Origin of the sequence: Micromonospora echinaurantiaca, from assembly GCF_900090235.1 — a bacterium.
In the GTDB taxonomy this organism is placed as follows: Bacteria; Actinomycetota; Actinomycetes; order Mycobacteriales; family Micromonosporaceae; genus Micromonospora; species Micromonospora echinaurantiaca.
Window position 1 is genome coordinate 2075208 of the sequence record NZ_LT607750.1, and the last position, 16963, is coordinate 2092170.

Sequence of the window (16963 nt, forward strand, 5' to 3'; positions counted from 1 at the left end):
CACCCGGCGCCGGCACCGTCTACCCGTCCTGGGGCTGGTCAACCGTGCCGCCGTGCGGCGCGGGCGACCGTCCGCGCCCCGGCCGGTGGTGCGCCGCCCGGTCGGCGGGTGGTTGGATCACGCCATGGCGAACCCGGTGATCCTGAGCATCGACGACGACCCGGCGGTGTCCCGCGCGGTCGCCCGCGACCTGCGCCGCCGCTACGGCGACCGGTACCGGGTGGTCCGGGCGGCCTCCGGCGCGGACGGGTTGACCGCGCTGCGGGAGATCAAACTCCGTGGCGAGCAGGTGGCCGTGCTGCTGGCCGACTACCGGATGCCGGAGATGAACGGCATCGATTTCCTCGAGGCCGCGATGGACCTGTTCCCGGCCGCCCGCCGGGTGCTGCTCACCGCGTACGCGGACACCGACGCCGCGATCGACGCGATCAACCTCGTCGACCTGGACCACTACCTGCTCAAGCCGTGGCATCCGCCGGAGGAGAAGCTGTACCCGGTGGTGGACACGCTGCTTCGGGCGTGGGCAGCCAGCCCGGACGCCACGGCGACCGAGATCCGGGTGGTCGGGCACCGCTGGTCGGCCCCGTCGTTCAAGGTGCGCGACTTCCTCGCCCGCAACCTGGTCCCGTTCCGCTGGCTGCTGGCCGACGACCCGGAGGGCGTCCGGCTGCTCGCCGCGGCCGGAGCGACCGAGGCGGACCTGCCGCTGGTGGTCACCGGCGAGGGCAAGGCGTTGGTCGCCCCGACCGAGGCGGAGCTGGCCGGGCTGGCCGGGCTCACCGTGGTGCCCGCTGCCGACTTCTACGACCTGGTGGTGGTCGGCGGCGGCCCGGCCGGCCTCGGCGCGGCGGTGTACGGCGCCTCCGAGGGACTGCGCACGGTGCTGGTCGAACGCCGGGCCACCGGCGGGCAGGCCGGGCAGAGCAGCCGGATCGAGAACTACCTGGGCTTTCCCGACGGGGTCTCCGGCGCGCAGCTCACCGACCGGGCCCGCCGGCAGGCGTTGAAGTTCGGCGCCGAGCTGCTCAGCACGCGGGAGGTGGTGGGGCTGGCCGAGGCCGGCTCGGCCCGGCTGCTGCGCTTCGGCGACGGCACCGAGATCGCCGCGCACACCGTGGTGCTGGCCACCGGCGTGTCCTACCGGGTGCTCGACGCCCCCGGGCTGGCCGAGTTCACCGGGCAGGGCGTCTTCTACGGCTCCACCGCGACCGAGGCGCCGAGCTGCGAGGCGCAGGACGTCTACATCGTGGGTGGGGCCAACTCGGCCGGCCAGGCGGCGGTGCACTTCGCCCGGTACGCCGCGCGGGTGCACCTGCTGATCCGCGGTGCCGACCTCACCGCCTCGATGTCGCGCTACCTGATCAACCAGCTCGACCGGATCGACAACATCGTCGTGCACCCGCACACCGTGGTGGCCGGCGGATCCGGCAGCGGCCACCTGGAACAGCTCACCCTCTGCGACACCCGCAGCGGTGAGACCCGCACGGTGGACGCGTCCTGGCTGTTCATCTTCATCGGCGCGGAGCCGCGCACCGAGTGGCTGGACGGGGTGCTGGTCCGGGACCGGCGGGGTTTCGTGGTCACCGGTCCCGACCTGGTCACCGACGGCCGGCGGCCGGCCGGCTGGGCGCTGTCGCGGGACCCGTACCACCTGGAGACCAGCCTGCCGGGCGTCTTCGCCGCCGGCGACGTCCGGGCCGAGTCGGTGAAACGGGTCGCCTCCGCCGTCGGCGAGGGCGCGATGGCCGTCTCGCTGGTGCATCGCTACCTGGAGGCGCAGTGACCACCCCGACCGACCGGCTGACCCCCGACGAGCTGCGCACCCTGTTCCTGTTCGAGGCGCTCGACGACCGGCAGCTCGACTGGCTGGCCGAGCACGGCCGGGTGGAGCAGCGCGCCGCCGGCACCGTCGTCTACGCCGAGGGCGAGCCGGCGACCTGCTTCTTCGTCCTGCTCCGCGGGGCGGTGGCGCTGAGCCGGCGGGTGCACGGCGACGAGGTGGAGGTCACCCGGACCGGCCAGCGCGGGGTGTACGGCGGGGCGACCCAGGCGTACCTCGACGACGAGGCCGAGCAGGTCTACCGCAACACCTTGCGGGCGGTCGACGAGGCGGAGTTCTTCGTGCTCCCCGCGGAGAGCTTCGCGCACGCCGTGCGCTCCTGGTTCCCGATGGCGATGCACCTGCTGGAGGGGCTCTTCATCGGGATGCGGAACGCCCAGACCATCGTCGGCGAGCGGGAACGGTTGCTGGCGCTGGGCTCCCTGTCGGCGGGGCTGACCCACGAGCTGAACAACCCGGCCGCCGCGGCGGTCCGGGCCACCTCGGTGCTGCGCGACCGGGTGGCCGGGATGCGGCACAAGCTGGCGATGATCGCCGACGGGCGGCTGGACGGGCGGGCACTGCACACGCTGGTGGAACTCCAGGAGGAGGCGGTCGCCCGGGTGGCCGCCGCACCGCAGCTGAGCGCGATGGCCGCCGCGGACGCCGAGGACGCCCTGGCCGACTGGCTGGCGGAGCAGCGGATCGGCGCCGGCTGGGACCTGGCGCCGACCCTGGTCGCCGGCGGGCTGGACGAGGAGTGGCTGGCCCGGGTGCGGGCGGCGGTGGGCGCGGCGGACCTGGAGGCCGCCGTCCGGTGGTTGACCTACACGGTCGAGACCGAGTTGCTGATGCGGGAGATCGGCGACGCGGTCACCCGGATCTCCGGCCTGGTCGGCGCGGCCAAGCAGTACTCGCAGCTGGACCGGGCGCCGTACCAGGTGGTCGACGTGCACGACCTGCTCGACGCCACCCTGGTGATGTTCAAGGGCAAGCTGCCCGCCGGGGTCCGGCTGGTCAAGGAGTACGACCGCGGCCTCCCGCCGGTGCCGGCGTACGCGGCGGAGCTCAACCAGGTCTGGACCAACCTGATCGACAACGCGCTCGGCGCGATGGGGGAGAAGGGCACGCTGACCCTGCGGACCGGGCGGGATGGCGACCTGCTCGCGGTGGAGATCGCCGACACCGGGCCGGGCATCCCGCCGGACGTGCGGCCGCGCATCTTCGAGCCGTTCTTCACCACCAAGCCGGTCGGCTCCGGCACCGGCCTGGGGTTGGACATCTCGTACCGGATCGTGGTCCACAAGCACCACGGCGACATCCGGGTCGAGTCGACCCCCGGCGCCACCACCTTCCGGGTGCTGCTGCCGCTGACCGCCGCCCCGGCGGCCGGACCGGAGCCGGTGCCCTGACGCGGCCCGGCCGACACGCCGTTGGCACGGGAGTTCGACACGCCGTTCACGCCACGACACGACCCGATCGCTGTCGGTAGTCTCGGGCGGCGTCCGGTTCACCCGCGTCCCCCGGGAGGGTCCGTGGAGTCGATGGCCCGCCAGCGCCACCCGTCCGAGCCGGACGACCCACCGGCCGAACCGACCGACGACACCGTCACCGGCCCGGTCCTGCCGGAGCTGGAGGACGCCGCCTGGATGCACCACGCCACCGCGTTCGCGCACACCAGCTTTCGCGCGGTGGCCCGCCGGCTGCCCCGGCTGGTGCGGGACGCGGTGGCGCTGGCCTGGGCCACCAGTCGCCGGGACACCGTCGCCTCCATCGGGCTGAACGTCGCCGCCGGGGTGATGACCACGTTCGGGCTGCTCGCCACGACCAGCGTGCTGCGCGAGCTGTTCGCCGCCGGCCCCACTCCGGACCGGGTGCGCGCGGCGCTGCCGGCGCTGGTCCTGGCCGCCGCGGCGGTCTCCGCCCGGGGCGGGTTGATGATCGCGGCCGGCTGGGCCCAGGCCCGGCTCACCCCGCAGATCAACTACGAGGTGGAGCTGCGCCTGTTCGAGGCCACCACGGCGGTCGACCTCGCCGCGTTCGACGACGCCGGTTTCGCCGAGGAGATGGACCGGGCCCGGGAGCGGGGGATGGCCGAGGCGGCGTACATCGTGGACCACACTGTCAACCTGGTAACCGGGGTGGTCGGGATGGCCGCCACCGCGGTGGCGGTCGCGGTGATCCAGCCGATCCTGCTGCCCTGCCTGCTGCTCGCGGCGGTGCCGGAGGCGGTCACCGCAGTCCGGGTGGCCCGCCGGCAGTACCTGGCCATGCTGGCCCGGATCACCCGCCGCCGGCGGATGTGGATGCTGGCGCACCTGATGGCCAACCGACGCACCGCGGCCGAGGTGCGCGCCTACCAGATGCGCGGGTTCCTGATCGCCGAGTACCGCCGGGTGATGGCCGTCGAGACCCGGGCCCAGCTGCGCCTGGTCCGGTCGCAGACCGGCACCCGGGTGGCCGGTGCGAGCGTCGCCGGGCTCGCCGCGTTCGGCGTCTACGCCGTCCTCGGCGCGCTGCTGCTCGGCGGGCTGGTCGCGCTCGCCGCGGCGGCCACGGCGCTGCTGGCCATCCAGTCCGCCCGGACCAGCCTCGGCGTCGCGGTCCTGGCCACCAACTCGCTCTACGAGGACGCCCTCTACTACCAGGACTACCGCGACTTCCTGGAGCGCGCCCGGAGCCGGATGCCGGCCACCGGCGGGCGGGCCGTCGACGGCTTCGACGTGATCGAACTCGACCGGGTCAGCCTGCGCTACCCGGACACCGAGCAGCCGGCCGTCGACGAGGTGAGCCTCACCCTGCGCCGGGGCCAGGTGATCGCGCTGGTCGGCGAGAACGGCTCGGGCAAGACCACCCTGGCCAAGCTGATCGCCGGCCTCTACCGGCCGACCGGGGGCGTCATCAGGTGGGACGGGGTGGACACCGCCGATCTCGACCCGCGGGCGGTCGGCGAGCACGTGGCGGTGATGACCCAGGACTGGTGGCGGTTCCCGTTCACCGCGGGGCAGAACATCCGCATCGGCCGCCACGACCGGGCGCCCGGGCGATCCGGGCCGAGCGTGCGGGAGGCCGCCCGGGCCGCCGCCGCCGACGAGGTGATCGACAACCTGCCGTACGGCTACGACACGCTGCTGGACCGCGAGTTCAAGAACGGCCACGACCTGTCCGGCGGGCAGTGGCAGCGGCTGGTCGCCGCGCGTGGGCTCTACCGCGACGCCGCGCTGCTGATCTGTGACGAGCCGTCCGCCTCCCTCGACGCCCGGGCCGAGCACGCGCTCTTCCAGCACCTGCGCCGGCACCCGGACCGGGCCGTCGTCCTGATCACCCACCGGCTCGCCAACGTCCGGCACGCCGACCAGATCTTCGTGCTCGACCAGGGGCGGTTGGTCCAGCACGGCACCCACGACGAGCTGATGGCCGCCGACGGCCTCTACCGTGAGCTGTTCGACCTGCAGGCCAGCGGCTACCTGGCCGGCTCCCCGCAGGCCGGCGACGCCGTGCCCCGGTGACCGGCCACCACGGCCGGGGCACGTCCGCTCGGTCGGCGGCACGGGCTGGCGCGTCCGGCGATCCGGGGCGTCGCGGCGGCACCGCCCGGTGTTGACCTCGAGCGCACTCGAATTCCTAGCGTGGGCGGCGCCGCCGGCGGATCCGCCGCCGGGGCGGACACCGCGAGGAGCACCACCATGCGTTACCGGGTACTGGGCGGCACCGGCATCGAGGTCAGCGTCCACGCCCTCGGCACGATGATGTTCGGCGCGGTCGGCAACCCCGACCACGACGACTGCGTGCGGATCATCCACGCCGCGCTCGACCGGGGGATCAACCTGGTCGACACCGCGGACATGTACTCGGCCGGGGAGAGCGAGCGAATCGTCGGCCGGGCGCTGCGGGGCCGGCGGGACGACGTGGTGCTCGCCACCAAGGTGCACTTCCCGATGGGCGAGGGCCCCAACCGGGGCGGCAACTCGCGCCGCTGGATCCTGCGCGCGGTGCACGACAGCCTGCGCCGGCTGGGCACCGACTGGATCGACCTCTACCAGGTCCACCGTCCCGACCACACCACCGACGTCGAGGAGACCCTCGGCGTGCTCAGTGACCTGGTCCGGGCCGGCACCATCCGGGCGTTCGGCTGCTCCACCTTCCCGGCCGAGGAGATCGTCGAGGCGCACCACGTCGCCGAGCGGCGCGCTCTGGGACGGTTCCGCACCGAGCAGCCGCCGTACTCGATCCTGGCCCGGGGCATCGAGGCCGACGTGCTGCCGGTCTGTCAGCGGTACGGCATGGGGGTGCTGGTCTGGAGCCCGCTCGCCTCCGGCTTCCTCTCCGGCCGCTACCGGCAGGGCCGGCCGGTGGACCTGACGGCGGGTCGTCCCGCGCTGACCCCGGCCCGCTTCGACCCGGCGCTGCCCGGCAACGGAGCCAAGTACCGCGCGGTCGAGCAGCTCGTGGAGCTGGCCGCCGACCTCGGTCGGACGCTGCCGGAACTGGCGGTGGCGTTCACCGTCGCTCACCCGGGGGTGACCTCGACGATCATCGGCCCGCGCACCATGGACCAGCTGGACGGGCTGCTCGCCGGCGCCACCCTGACCCTCGACGACGCCACCCTGGACCGGATCGACGAGATCGTCCCGCCCGGCACCAACCTGTACGCCCCCGACGGCGTCTGGCGCCCGCCGGCGCTGACCGATCCGGCCCGCCGGCGCCGCCCGACCGCCGACCGCGCCGCCGCCTGAGGGCGGACGCCTGTGGCGCCGGGCGTCGGGCGCGGGAAAGCCGTGGCCCGGGCTCCCGCCGGGAGCCCGGGCCACGACCATGCCACGCGGCGTCAGCTGGAGTAGCCGCGCTCCGCGATCCAGGTGGCCACCTTGTCGTCGCTCATCCAGTAGTGCTTCTTCGGGTCGTACGGGTCGGCGATCTGCACCGCCTCACCGTTGTCGCGGTAGCCGATGATGGTCACGTAGTGTCCGCCCGGGAACGAGTGTCGCCGGCCCTCGGTGTCGACAGCGGTGCCCATGGTGTTGGCCACCACGCCCCGCTTGCCGTCGACCGCCTCGACCACGTCGGCGCGCAGCTCATCGACCTGTGCCGGCTCGGCGGTGGGGCCGTCGATCTCGGTGGTCTCGTAGCCGCCGCCGGTCATCTCGTTCAGGACGCGGGTGGTGTCGTCGGCCGACTGGGTACCGGCCTTGGTGGTGCCCAGCTTCTCCGCCACCTCGCGCTGACTCGGCGTCTTACCCTGCGTGGACAGGGCGATCCGAGTCGCCGCCGGAGCGCAGTAGTACGCGTTCGGTTGCCGCTGGTACTCGTGGTCGAGCACCTTCTTGTCCTGACCAGGGGGCTCCTCCGCCTGCACCGCGATGGCCGGTTTCGCTGGCGCGGTCTCGGCGGCGATCGCCGGAACGGCGACGGCTCCACCGGTCATCAGCAGACCGGCAACCGACAGCGCGCTCTTGCGGAAGATCGAGTTCATCGTGAAGCTCCCATCGGGGTTGACGCCGCTGGGATCGGGAGCGCAAGCACCGCAGGTAGCAGAACCCCGCGCGTACGCCGGAGTCGCTGTTTCCGGACGCTCCCGGTTCCCGGGCTCTCGATTGGCTTCCCGGCTCTCTCGCCAGACGATTACCCGGCCCGGGTTCGTGAAAACGCCCGCAGGCCGACGCGGTTGGTACTACACTCCTGGTCCCCCTCGAGCCCCGGCGGTGGCCGACCCATCCGCCCCGGTCCGTCGAGCTCCGGGATCGCTCCCACGCAAGGGGCCAAGCCGCACCGGGGACGACCGATCCAGAGCTGGTTCGCCGGCCCGTGGACGGGCGCTTCCGCGTCCACCTCGAACCCGCTGCCGCCCCGGCATCCGACAGCTGCGGCGGGGACTCAGCCGGAGCGACGGCCGGTCTGCCGCCCCAGGCTCCGACAGTTGCGGCGGCGGGACTCAGCCAGCTGCGGATACCCGCCGCCGGCCCTGACCCTGAGCGGGTAGCGATCAGCGGGCGGTTGAGCAGCCTCGTGCGCTGCTCAACCGCCCGCTGACGACCAGACGGGGCCGGTCGGGCATCGTCGTGCGATACCCGACTCGGCCGCGGGTGGGCCGCCGGGCGGGGCATGCCGCCCGGCGGCGGGAACGCGTAGCCGGTGCCGCTGACGCTCGGTGGGCGGCTCAGATCCGGCGGGCGGTGCGCCACCGGTCCGGCCAGTAGCCCATGCCGTCGAGGATGGGTTCGCCGGACAGGTCGCCCATGGTCGGGCCGTCCGTCTGCGAACGGCTGGAGACGAACCGGTGATGGCCGCTGTCATCGAGGCCGAGGTAGATGCCGGAGTGGTCGATCTGCCGGCTCGGTACCGGCTGCGCGTTGAAGAACAACAGGTCGCCGGGGAGCAGGCGGTCGATGCCGCGGGCTCGCTGACCGGTGTTCGGCGTCAGGGCGACCCCTGGGCCCACTTCGGCCATCGCGTACGCGCGGCGCGGCAGCCCGTCACCCGGGTTGTTGGTGCCGAGCAGCGGAAACCCGAGCCGGTGCCCGTAGACCATCCGCAGGTAGCCGGAGCAGTCCAGCGCCAGGGCGCGTTCGGGGTCGGGCAGCGAGTTCTTACCGTCCGAGAACGACCACGGGACCTGCAGGTAGTCGTAGAAGTCCGAGCGCTCGGCCCGGCCATCGGGATCCAACGGGTCCGGTGGCCCGAACGACGCGTCGCCGGAATACTGCTGTCCCTGGTTGTCCTTCTTCGCCGGCGCGCCGTCGACATATTCGAAGGCGATCGCCAGCACGTCCGGCGAGCGGTCGTTGCGCACCCCCTCGAGCCAGTCGATGAACCACTGCTCCTGTTCGGCGCCCGCCCGCCACGCCTGTGGGGCGAGGCGGACCCAGACGTTGGTCTCGACCTTGGCGGCGGTGAAGCGTGGTTCCTCGAACGTTCGGAGCGGACCGTAGATCTGCACGGTCCGCGCGCCGTCGGTCATGGTCGCGACGGGTTCCCCCGACGAGTCGATGATCTCCGTGCGATCAGGCTCCGTCAGGCGCTGGTAGGTGTACCCGGACGCGCCGCGGGTCGGGCCCTGGGACGGCATGCCCGTGCCCAGGGTGATCTCCGTCTGGTCCGCCGGCGACGGCAGCACCACCGCGTAGGTACCCGCACCGGCGGTGAGCAGCAGGACGAACACGCCGGTAGTCAGAAGTACGGTCCGTCTGCGCAGGTACGTCCAGTACTTCATGCCCGCGTCTCCTTTCGCGACTCGGCTCTGGGCTGCGGTCAGGTCACCGGCACGAAACCGGCCACGACGCCGCTGTACGCGACCCCGAAGGTGATGGCGGTGACGATGACGGTCGCCATGATGGTGGCCTTCGGCGGCTGCCGCACGAGCTGGTACGCGATGAGCCCGGGGATGACGAAGCCCAGCGTCTGGTGGGCGAACAGCAGCGGAAGGTCACGTTGGACGATGACGAACAGGGTCAGCTGCAACAGGACGCTGAGTAGCACGATCGCCGCGAACAGCCGCTTGCCGTACAGGATCACCACCCGTTGCATCAGCAGGGTGAGCAGGTAGGTGAGCACGGTCATCCCGGCGATGATCACCGCCTGCAGTTGGTCCTCGATGAGCGTCAGGGCGATCCACCCGGGCGTGATCATGCCGCCCGGCGAGAGGTTCGTGGTCAGATAGCACAGCAGCGCGAACACCAGGCCGATCCCGAGGCTCGCGGTGGCCAGTTGGGCGCTGAGTTCTCCGCCGAAGGTCATCGCTGAATCCTTTCTCCGGTCGGCGTACGAAGCGTGGAGGCCGATGGAGACCCGTCCTCGCAGGTCCAGCCCGGCAGTTCCGCCAGCTTGTGGATCAGGACCTCGCCTTGCCCGTGGATGTTCCCCACGGCGACGATCGAGGAGTCGGCCGGCGTCTCCGCCATCACGCCCTCCAGCAGGCGGTCAGGGGCGAGCTTGCCGCCGATGTCGACCACCCGGTCCTGAAGCTCCGACGGCACGCTCGTCCGCGCGCTCTTGGTCACCTCGCCGATGAGAACGATCTTCTCCGGTCGCACCCGGCCGCTGAGTTCACCCATCTGACCGTTGCGCTCGATCCGGTCCGGCCGGCAGTTGACCACCATCGTCAGCGGACGGGTGATGAGGTGCTGATTCTCCAGTTGCTGGATGTTCATGAAGGTGGACTCGGGATCGTTGGCGGCGAAGATGTTGGCGAACCGCATCCGCTTGCTGCCGTGCATCACCCGCGCCACGGACAGCACACCGGGGTCGGGCGGGGCCTCCCACATGCCCCGCAGCGCGCTGTGCCGGTCAACGCCCAGTTGCTCGGCGACGGCCAGCGCGATGGCGACGTTCTCCTTGAACGTGATCCACCCGAACCCGTCCATCTCGCGGTCGGTCACCGACTCGGGATCGACCGCGATCAGGCGGCAGTCGCGCCGTTCGGCCTCCTCCTGCAGGATCGCCAGCCGTTCCCGCTCGGCGGTGATGCAGACACCACCCACCGGCATGGACCGGCTCAGCGACCGGGCCACATCGTCCAGGGTGGGACCCATCTCGGTGAGATGGTCCTCGCGCACGTTGCACAGCACCCCGATGTTCGACCGGATCAGCTTGCTCTGGTTGACCTCCTGCAGCGCCGGCATCACCGCCATGCACTCCATGACCAGGGCGTCGGGGTGGTAGACGGCGGCCCGCCGCACGATCCCGATCTGCTCCACCACGTTCGCGATGCCGAACTTCCGGTGCACCGGCTCTTCACTGGCGTCCGGGAAGATGAACCGGGCCGCGGTGCCGGTGGTCTTGGCCACCACCACCCGCCCACCGCCGCGCAGCGCGCCGGCACAGAGCCGGGTGATGGAGCTCTTGCCGCGAATGCCGTTGACCAGCACGCGGTCCGGGATCTTGTCCAGGTTGCGGTTGTGGTTGCGGTGCTCGACGATCCCGGCGACGAGCAGAGCCAGGCAGCAAAGGACGAATACGACGTATAGATATGCCACGTCAATCCCCTTCGTCTCGGCCGGCAGACTGGTGACCGCCGCGATAGACGGTCGGCGGGGCGACCCTCTCCGGACTGGCCGGCGGTGGCACCTCGGGGAGCACCACGGTCGGGTCGTCCTCCGTGCCGCGAATCCGCGGCACCCCGCCCAACCGATCCGAGCCGGTGTGCCGGGCCTGACGGCAGACCTCCAGACACATGGCCAGTTCCCCGATGTCGTCGTGCCGCTGCGGCGGGATGGGCGTCTCGACCGAGCCGCCGCGGATCCGGTCGGCTTCGGTCGCCAGCCGCCGCAGCGGCCGGGCGAAGACGTAGTACTGCCACACCTGACTGAGCAGCACGACACCGGTCGCGGCGCCGGCGACCAGCAGCGTCCACCGGCGTCCGTCGCTCTGCGGCAGCCGCAGTCCGGCCAGGTCCTGCTCCACGACCAGGGACCACTTCAGCGGCGCAACCGTGTTGGGTTTGTTCAAGCCGGCGGCGGCGATCAGGGCCGCACCGCCCCCAGGCGTCTCGGCCCGCCCCACGGTGCCGCCCTTCAACGCCTCGGCCGCGGCGCCACGGGCGCTGCCCTCCAGCTCCTCGAAGGCGCGGAAGCCCTCCGAGTCGAAGACCGTGCGCAGATCCTCGTCCACGATCCGGGCCTGGCCGTCCACCTCGCGCAGCATCCCCAGCAGGTAGTCGATGTTGTACTCACCCACCGTGGCGACGCCGTTGGCGCCGACCCGGAAGGCGTAGACCACCGGGACTCGGGCGGTCTTGTCGTCCAGGTCGATGCCGGCCTCACCCCGCAGCGGCTCCTTCCGCAGCGGCTCGCGTCCGGCCGAGCTGATCACCGATCCGCTCGAATCCATCAGGTAGAGGCTGCGGAACCGCTGCTTGTCGGCCAGTTCGTGCTTGAGTAGCGGCGTCAGCTGCGCGGGGTCGCTGGACTCGGCGGTCTGCGAGACGCGGATCACCGTCTGCAGCCCGTTGTTGAGCGCCTTGCCCATCATCGTGCTCGCCGCCTCGGCCCGGCTCTCCTCGTCCTTGACGAGCTGGTCGGGGATCGACGGCTTGGGCGCGCCGAGGGCGGTCGCCACCGCCGCCGCCGGCCAGAGCAGCGCTACGACCGTGGCCACGGCCAGGGCCTGCGTCACGGTCGGCCGCCAACGCCACCGCCACCGGGTGCGCGGGCTGCTGGCCGACGAGGTGTCGCCGGACGTGAAAGCCAGCGCCTGGGCGATGCGGTGCGCCTCCGCGATCCGCAGCGGATGTCGTTTGGCCGGGGCGGCGCCGGAGGCGTTGGCCTTGGCCTGCTCGAGCAGCGAGCGCACGGGACGGACCAGCGCCAGCCGCATCAACAGGAAGCTCGGCACCGCCAACGCCAACAGGGTCAGGCCGAGCAGGAGACCGCGGACCGCGGAGGTACCGCCCGCCTCGTCGGCGACGATCAGGGTCGCCAGCGTCACGCCGGTGTTCCCCACCGGAGCGGACGAGACGACCAACTGGCGGTCCTGCCACTCGGTCACCCTGATCGGGTGGCCCTCGCTGGAGTCGGACTGTGCCAGCTCGCCGAAGACCACCGGCAGGTGGACCTCGTCGACGGCACTCACCCCCTGCATCAGCGTGCTCTTCCCGTCCGGCGTGAGCACGAAGACGCCCTGGCGGGCCTTGGGATTGAGCCGCAACTCGTCCACGTTGAGCGGTTGCATCGCCAGCAAGGTCCGCGACTGGTCAAGCGCGATACTGCGGACCAGCGCCGGACCGTCGGCCGTGCTGACCGGGAACACGTTGGCCGGCAGTGTCGGCGGCAGTTGCTCGAGCGGCAGCTGCGGCCCCAGGGTCGCCACCGGGCGCCGGCTGGCCGTTTCCATGATCGTGGCCCCGTTCCAGGTGGCTCCGTCGCCCACCGCCTGCTTCAGCAGTTCGGGGTCCGGCGTCCCGGGTGCCCGGGTGGAGACCCGCTGGTCGAGCTCCTCGACCGAGTGCTGGATGGTCATTCGCGTGCTGGTGGCGACCTTCGACACGTTGTCCCGTTGCGAATCCACCACGGCGGGGGGCACGCCCCGCTGGTGGTTGACGGCGAACCCCAGCACGATGGCCGCCGCCAGGCACATCGTCACCCAGAGATACACCAGCGAGGGTGTCCCGGAACCCGCTGGAAACCCGGCAGCCGGTAGCTGCTGCTCCAGGGCGCGTCGCCGCCAGGCGACCATTTCCTCCGGCGGCAGCTCGGCCGGCTTCCCCGTCACGGGAGCCTGGCCACGGAAGCTCTGCTGTTCTGTGTCCCGGTCAGGCGCAGGCTGTTCGCCTTCGCTCCTTCTATTCATGGCGACCCCTTCCCTTCCGTGAACACCGGAAGTTGCACGGTCGAATCGATCATCGGACTCGACGGGGTGAGCCAGCATCACCTCACCGGGACGAACCTGGGCATGCCTCGGACCTCTGCCGGACCCCGCCAAACGCTGGATGGGGCGGTATGACCCGATCATGGAACTCGGCAGGGTGAGCCAGCCTCACCCTGCCGAGATGAACCCGCGTGCCGGGCCGGCGCGGCACGACACCGGCCGGCGTGACGTCAGCCCCCGGTGGCGGTGCCGTCCCGGCGTGGGTCGGCCGCGCCGAGCAGCTGCTTGCCGCGAATCTCGATCGCCGTGAGACCGCTGTCCAGTGCGATGAGTCGGGGACAGGGGTGCCGACGCTCGACGAGGTTCGGCATCCGTAGGGCCACTCTCCGGTTCGCCTCGATGGCCGACGGCGCATCCCGTTCCCCATCACAGTCGCGGGTGATGTCCTGTCCGCTGTAATGGCCCTGGTTGATCGCCTCTGCCGGGGTCATGCCGTCGACGATCACTCCCACGATGGTCTGGACCACGTAGTCAGGAATGTGGGAGCCGCCGGCAGCGCCGACCACCAGCCTCAGTTCCTTACCCTCACCGTCCAGCACGAGCGTCGGCGCCATCGAGGCCGTGGGCCGCTTCCCCGGCTGCATGACGTTGACGGGCTTTCCCGGTGAGACCGACGCGGTGTCCGTGAAGTTGTTCAACGCGTTGTTGAGAATCATCCCCTGGACTTCCAGGTGCGACCCGAAATGACTGTTGTTGGTGGTCGTCATGGAGACGGCGTTGCCCTCGGCGTCGACGATGCTCACGTTGCTCGTCGGGTCGCCGACGTCCACCGTGGCGGGTTCGTCGCCCACCACCGGAGGTTCGGGTCGCACTCCCGGCGGGTCACCCGGTTCGACGGGTCGGACCGCCCGGTCGCGAGAGAAGAGGGAGAAGCGGTTGTCGAGGTACCGGTCGTCGAGGAGACCGTCCACGGGCACGCCGTGATAGTCCGGGTCACCGATGTAGGCGCGACGGTCCAGATTCGCCAACCGGCTGGCCTCCAGCGACAGATGGATTCGGGCGGCCGAGCCCGGGTCGGTCTTCTTCACGTCGCCGCGTTCGAGCAGGCCGAGCTCTTCCAGGACCGCCACTCCGCCGAACGCGGGGGGCGGTGAGGTGCACACCGAGACGCCGAACGGCTTCCGGCAGATCTCGGTGCGCTCCACCGGGGTGTAGTCGGCGAAGTCCTGCGGGGTGATCAGGGAGGGGATCACCACCGGGCCCGCCGTGTTGCCCTTGAGCTTGATCGGGCCCTTCGCCGCGTGCTTGGCGATGGTCGGGGCGATCTCGCCGTCCGGGTCGTAGAACGCCTCCGCGCCCCCGTCCCGCACCAGCCGCAGCACCTCGGCGATCTCAGGGTTGTAGAGCGTGCTGCCCACCGGCTTGGGCTCGTCGCCGTTGCAGTAGCGGGGGCGCAGGTCGGGATAGTTGCAGCGCTTCCGCCCGTTGAAACGCTCCTCGAAACCGTCGTGCAGGTTCGGGGACATGGGGAACCCGTCCTTGGCCAGCCTGATGGCGTCGTCGAAGAGCTGGTTCCACGGGAGTTCGCCGTACAACTCGTGCACGTCCGCGAGCACCCGCAGGGTGCCGGGAACGCCGAACGCGCGTCCGGTCGCCGAGGCGTCGTTCGGGAAGCGATCCGTTCCGAGATCCTCGGCCTCCTGCGCGGTGGGCGTCCGCACATTCTCGGTCACGTTCCGCGGCGCTCTGGACATGCCGTCGAAGAAGCGGATGTCGCGCTTGTCCTTGTCCCAGTGGTTGATGAGCGTGCCGCCGGCGAGCCCGGAGGCGTGCGGCTCCACGACAGCGAGGACCGCCTGAACGGACACCGCGGCGTCCGCGGCGCTGCCGCCCCTGGCAATGATCTTGCAACCGGCCTCGGCGGCGAGCGGATGGGCGGCGGCCACCATGAACTTCTCGACGACAGCGTCGTCCTCCCGGCCGCTCTTGCTTCTCGGATTCTTCGTGCAGGCCTCGGCGGGCGCAGCGACCGGAGTTGACGCGGGTGCCACGGCCACGGCGGACATACCCAGCGCCATCGCCAGCGCGGGAATGAGATGGTGCGCCCTGCGTGCGAACATGGAGTGACCTTTCGAGATCGGTCCGGAGCGAAGCGTTCACGCTGACCATCACGAAGCTCCCCAACCGGAATGCGTCTCCCTGTCTTGCCTCCCGGGCCTGCCGCCCGCGCTCTTCGCCCCGACGTCTCCCGCAGGTGGGCTGCGATCCCGGATGGCCCGACCGTCCGAACGGCAGCAGGCGAAGTTAGGGGCATCATCGATGTCACCCGGGTGATGGCGCAGGACATCGCCGGAAGTCGTGGCCTGCGGGGCGAAGGTGTCGCCGGTGATAGCGGAGAAAGTCCACGCACCTCGACTCGGCGCGCAGGCCGACCGGCGGGCCCTGGTCGTCCCCCGACTGGCCGCCAGTGGCGATTCGACGGTTCAGTGCACCACGGTCCGGGCTGTCCGTTCCGCAGGCGCCAGCCGGCGCAATCGGGGCCATCTTACGCTCAGTGAGGAATTGACCCCGAGAAGTCCACTCTGTGTTAGCGTCGAGGAGGCGGGCCCTGTGATGTGCGGCACTTGCGCCATCACACCGGAACCCATCGCCCTGCCCGACAACAGGTGGTCAGGCGCCGTGCGCGACCACCACATCCGTCCGGAAGACCGCGCGACATCCACCCGAGGAGCAATCGTGCAGGAACGGATCGGTAACCCCGTGGGACGTACCCGGTGGCGAAGGTTCGCCGCGATGCTGGTGCCGGCGAGCGCGGTCGCTGCCGGGATCGTCTTCGGTATGGCCAACGGCGCGATCGCCGCCTCGTTCGCCGTGTCCGGGCAGACGTTCAAGGTGTCGGCCTCGGAGTTGCAAGGGGAGGGCTTCGTCCAGTACGGCGGGGTCGCCAGGGAGGTCGACGGAACGGAGCACCCGGTGGCGGTCACCGGCATCCGCGAGGCGCGGCTGTTCGACCTGTGCCAGTCGGTGAAGGCGCCGGGCGCTCCCGTAGTGCTCACCATCACCGCCGGCGGTGGCGGCCGACCCGCCACGGCGAGCGACCTGCTGCTCGATGTCGAGTCGCTCGAGGGCGACGTCAGGTTCACCAACATCAACATCGGGCAGGACGCGTCGACCCTCGAGGGCGGCCCGCCCGGCGCCCGGGGTCCCCGGGGCGCCTTCGGCCAACAGGCCGACGCGGTCAACATCAAGAACCTGCGTCAGGTGGCCCGCTCCACCCAGGCCGGGCAGTTCAACCTCACCGGACTGCGGTTGAAGGTCAATGTCGGCCCGGCCGCCAGGGAATGCTTCTGAGCCGGCCGTCCCGGCCGCCAGGCTCTCCGCGTGCCCTCCCCACCGTCCACTCCTCATCCGGCAGGAGGATGCGTGACAGACGCCGAACTCCAGCAGGCCCGGCCCGGCCGGTTCCGCCTGGCACGGGACGGTTTCCGCCACTGGCGGCGGACCCGGCCCTTCTGGGGCGGCCTGCTCACCGGCCTGGCCGGCCTCGAAATCTTCGGCACCACCCAGATGTCGCTCGCTGGTCTCTCCTTCCAGACGGGGCCGACGGGCTTTCTCTCCTGGCTGATCCCCGCCATCCTGGTGACCTGCGGGCTGCTGATGTGGTTCAAGCCGCAACACCGGGCCCTCTACGCCGTGGTCGCCGCGGTCACCGCCCTCTTCTCGCTGATCGGGGTCAACCTCGGCGGCTTCTTCTTCGGTCTGATCCTCGGCATCGTGGGCAGTGCCCTGGGCTACGCGTGGACGCCGGAACCCGCCCCCGCGGTCGGACGCGCAGAGCCCGAG

11 protein-coding genes and 1 pseudogene are annotated in these 16963 nt (G+C 71.4%); 6 read left to right on the plus strand and 6 right to left on the minus strand.

Features of this window, described 5'->3' with window-relative positions; genetic code table 11:
- Positions 1–124 precede the first annotated feature (124 nt).
- The 4 genes from GA0070609_RS09405 (at position 125) to GA0070609_RS09420 (ending at position 6555) form a co-directional block, all read left to right on the plus strand.
- Positions 125–1783, plus strand: a complete 1659-nt coding sequence (locus GA0070609_RS09405; RefSeq protein ID WP_088997609.1) for an FAD-dependent oxidoreductase — start codon at positions 125–127, stop codon at positions 1781–1783.
- Positions 1780–3231, plus strand: coding sequence for an ATP-binding protein (locus GA0070609_RS09410; RefSeq protein ID WP_088993454.1), 1452 nt, complete (start codon positions 1780–1782; stop codon positions 3229–3231). Before GA0070609_RS09405 ends, GA0070609_RS09410 begins: the two co-directional genes overlap by 4 nt.
- Positions 3232–3363: 132 nt before the next feature.
- Positions 3364–5328, plus strand: coding sequence for an ABC transporter ATP-binding protein (locus tag GA0070609_RS09415; RefSeq protein ID WP_088993455.1), 1965 nt, complete (start codon positions 3364–3366; stop codon positions 5326–5328).
- 177 nt (positions 5329–5505) lie between these two features.
- Positions 5506–6555 (plus strand): aldo/keto reductase, encoded by a 1050-nt coding sequence (locus GA0070609_RS09420; RefSeq protein ID WP_088997610.1) that lies wholly within the window; start codon positions 5506–5508, stop codon positions 6553–6555.
- 92 nt (positions 6556–6647) lie between these two features.
- On the opposite strand, the gene GA0070609_RS09425 is transcribed toward GA0070609_RS09420, so the two are convergent.
- From GA0070609_RS09425 to GA0070609_RS09450, 6 genes are all read right to left on the minus strand, one after another.
- The gene (locus tag GA0070609_RS09425) at positions 6648–7292 is read right to left on the minus strand and encodes a C39 family peptidase (RefSeq protein ID WP_088993456.1); all 645 of its coding nucleotides are present in this window, start codon (positions 7290–7292) and stop codon (positions 6648–6650) included.
- Positions 7293–7976: 684 nt separating this feature from the next.
- Positions 7977–9029 (minus strand): NlpC/P60 family protein, encoded by a 1053-nt coding sequence (locus GA0070609_RS09430; protein WP_088993457.1) that lies wholly within the window; start codon positions 9027–9029, stop codon positions 7977–7979.
- 38 nt (positions 9030–9067) lie between these two features.
- Positions 9068–9553: a poly-gamma-glutamate biosynthesis protein PgsC/CapC gene (locus GA0070609_RS09435; protein ID WP_088993458.1), complete on the minus strand. Its 486-nt coding sequence runs from the start codon at positions 9551–9553 to the stop codon at positions 9068–9070.
- Positions 9550–10791, minus strand: coding sequence for a poly-gamma-glutamate synthase PgsB (gene pgsB, locus GA0070609_RS09440; protein ID WP_088993459.1), 1242 nt, complete (start codon positions 10789–10791; stop codon positions 9550–9552). Before pgsB ends, GA0070609_RS09435 begins: the two co-directional genes overlap by 4 nt.
- Before the next feature lies 1 nt (position 10792).
- Complete coding sequence (locus tag GA0070609_RS09445) at positions 10793–13180, minus strand: HAMP domain-containing protein (protein WP_231928599.1); 2388 nt, start codon at positions 13178–13180, stop codon at positions 10793–10795.
- 170 nt (positions 13181–13350) lie between these two features.
- Positions 13351–15240, minus strand: a complete 1890-nt coding sequence (locus tag GA0070609_RS09450; RefSeq protein WP_088993460.1) for a gamma-glutamyltransferase family protein — start codon at positions 15238–15240, stop codon at positions 13351–13353.
- Positions 15241–15856: 616 nt separating this feature from the next.
- Between GA0070609_RS09450 and GA0070609_RS09455 the strand changes: the two genes are divergently transcribed.
- Together GA0070609_RS09455 and GA0070609_RS09460 are read left to right on the plus strand one after the other, a co-directional pair.
- Positions 15857–16471: a DUF6230 family protein gene (locus tag GA0070609_RS09455; RefSeq protein ID WP_088993461.1), complete on the plus strand. Its 615-nt coding sequence runs from the start codon at positions 15857–15859 to the stop codon at positions 16469–16471.
- A 72-nt stretch (positions 16472–16543) separates the two neighbouring features.
- Positions 16544–16934, plus strand: a pseudogene (locus GA0070609_RS09460) (DUF6114 domain-containing protein); the annotation flags it as partial.
- Between the last annotated feature and the right edge of the window lie 29 nt (positions 16935–16963).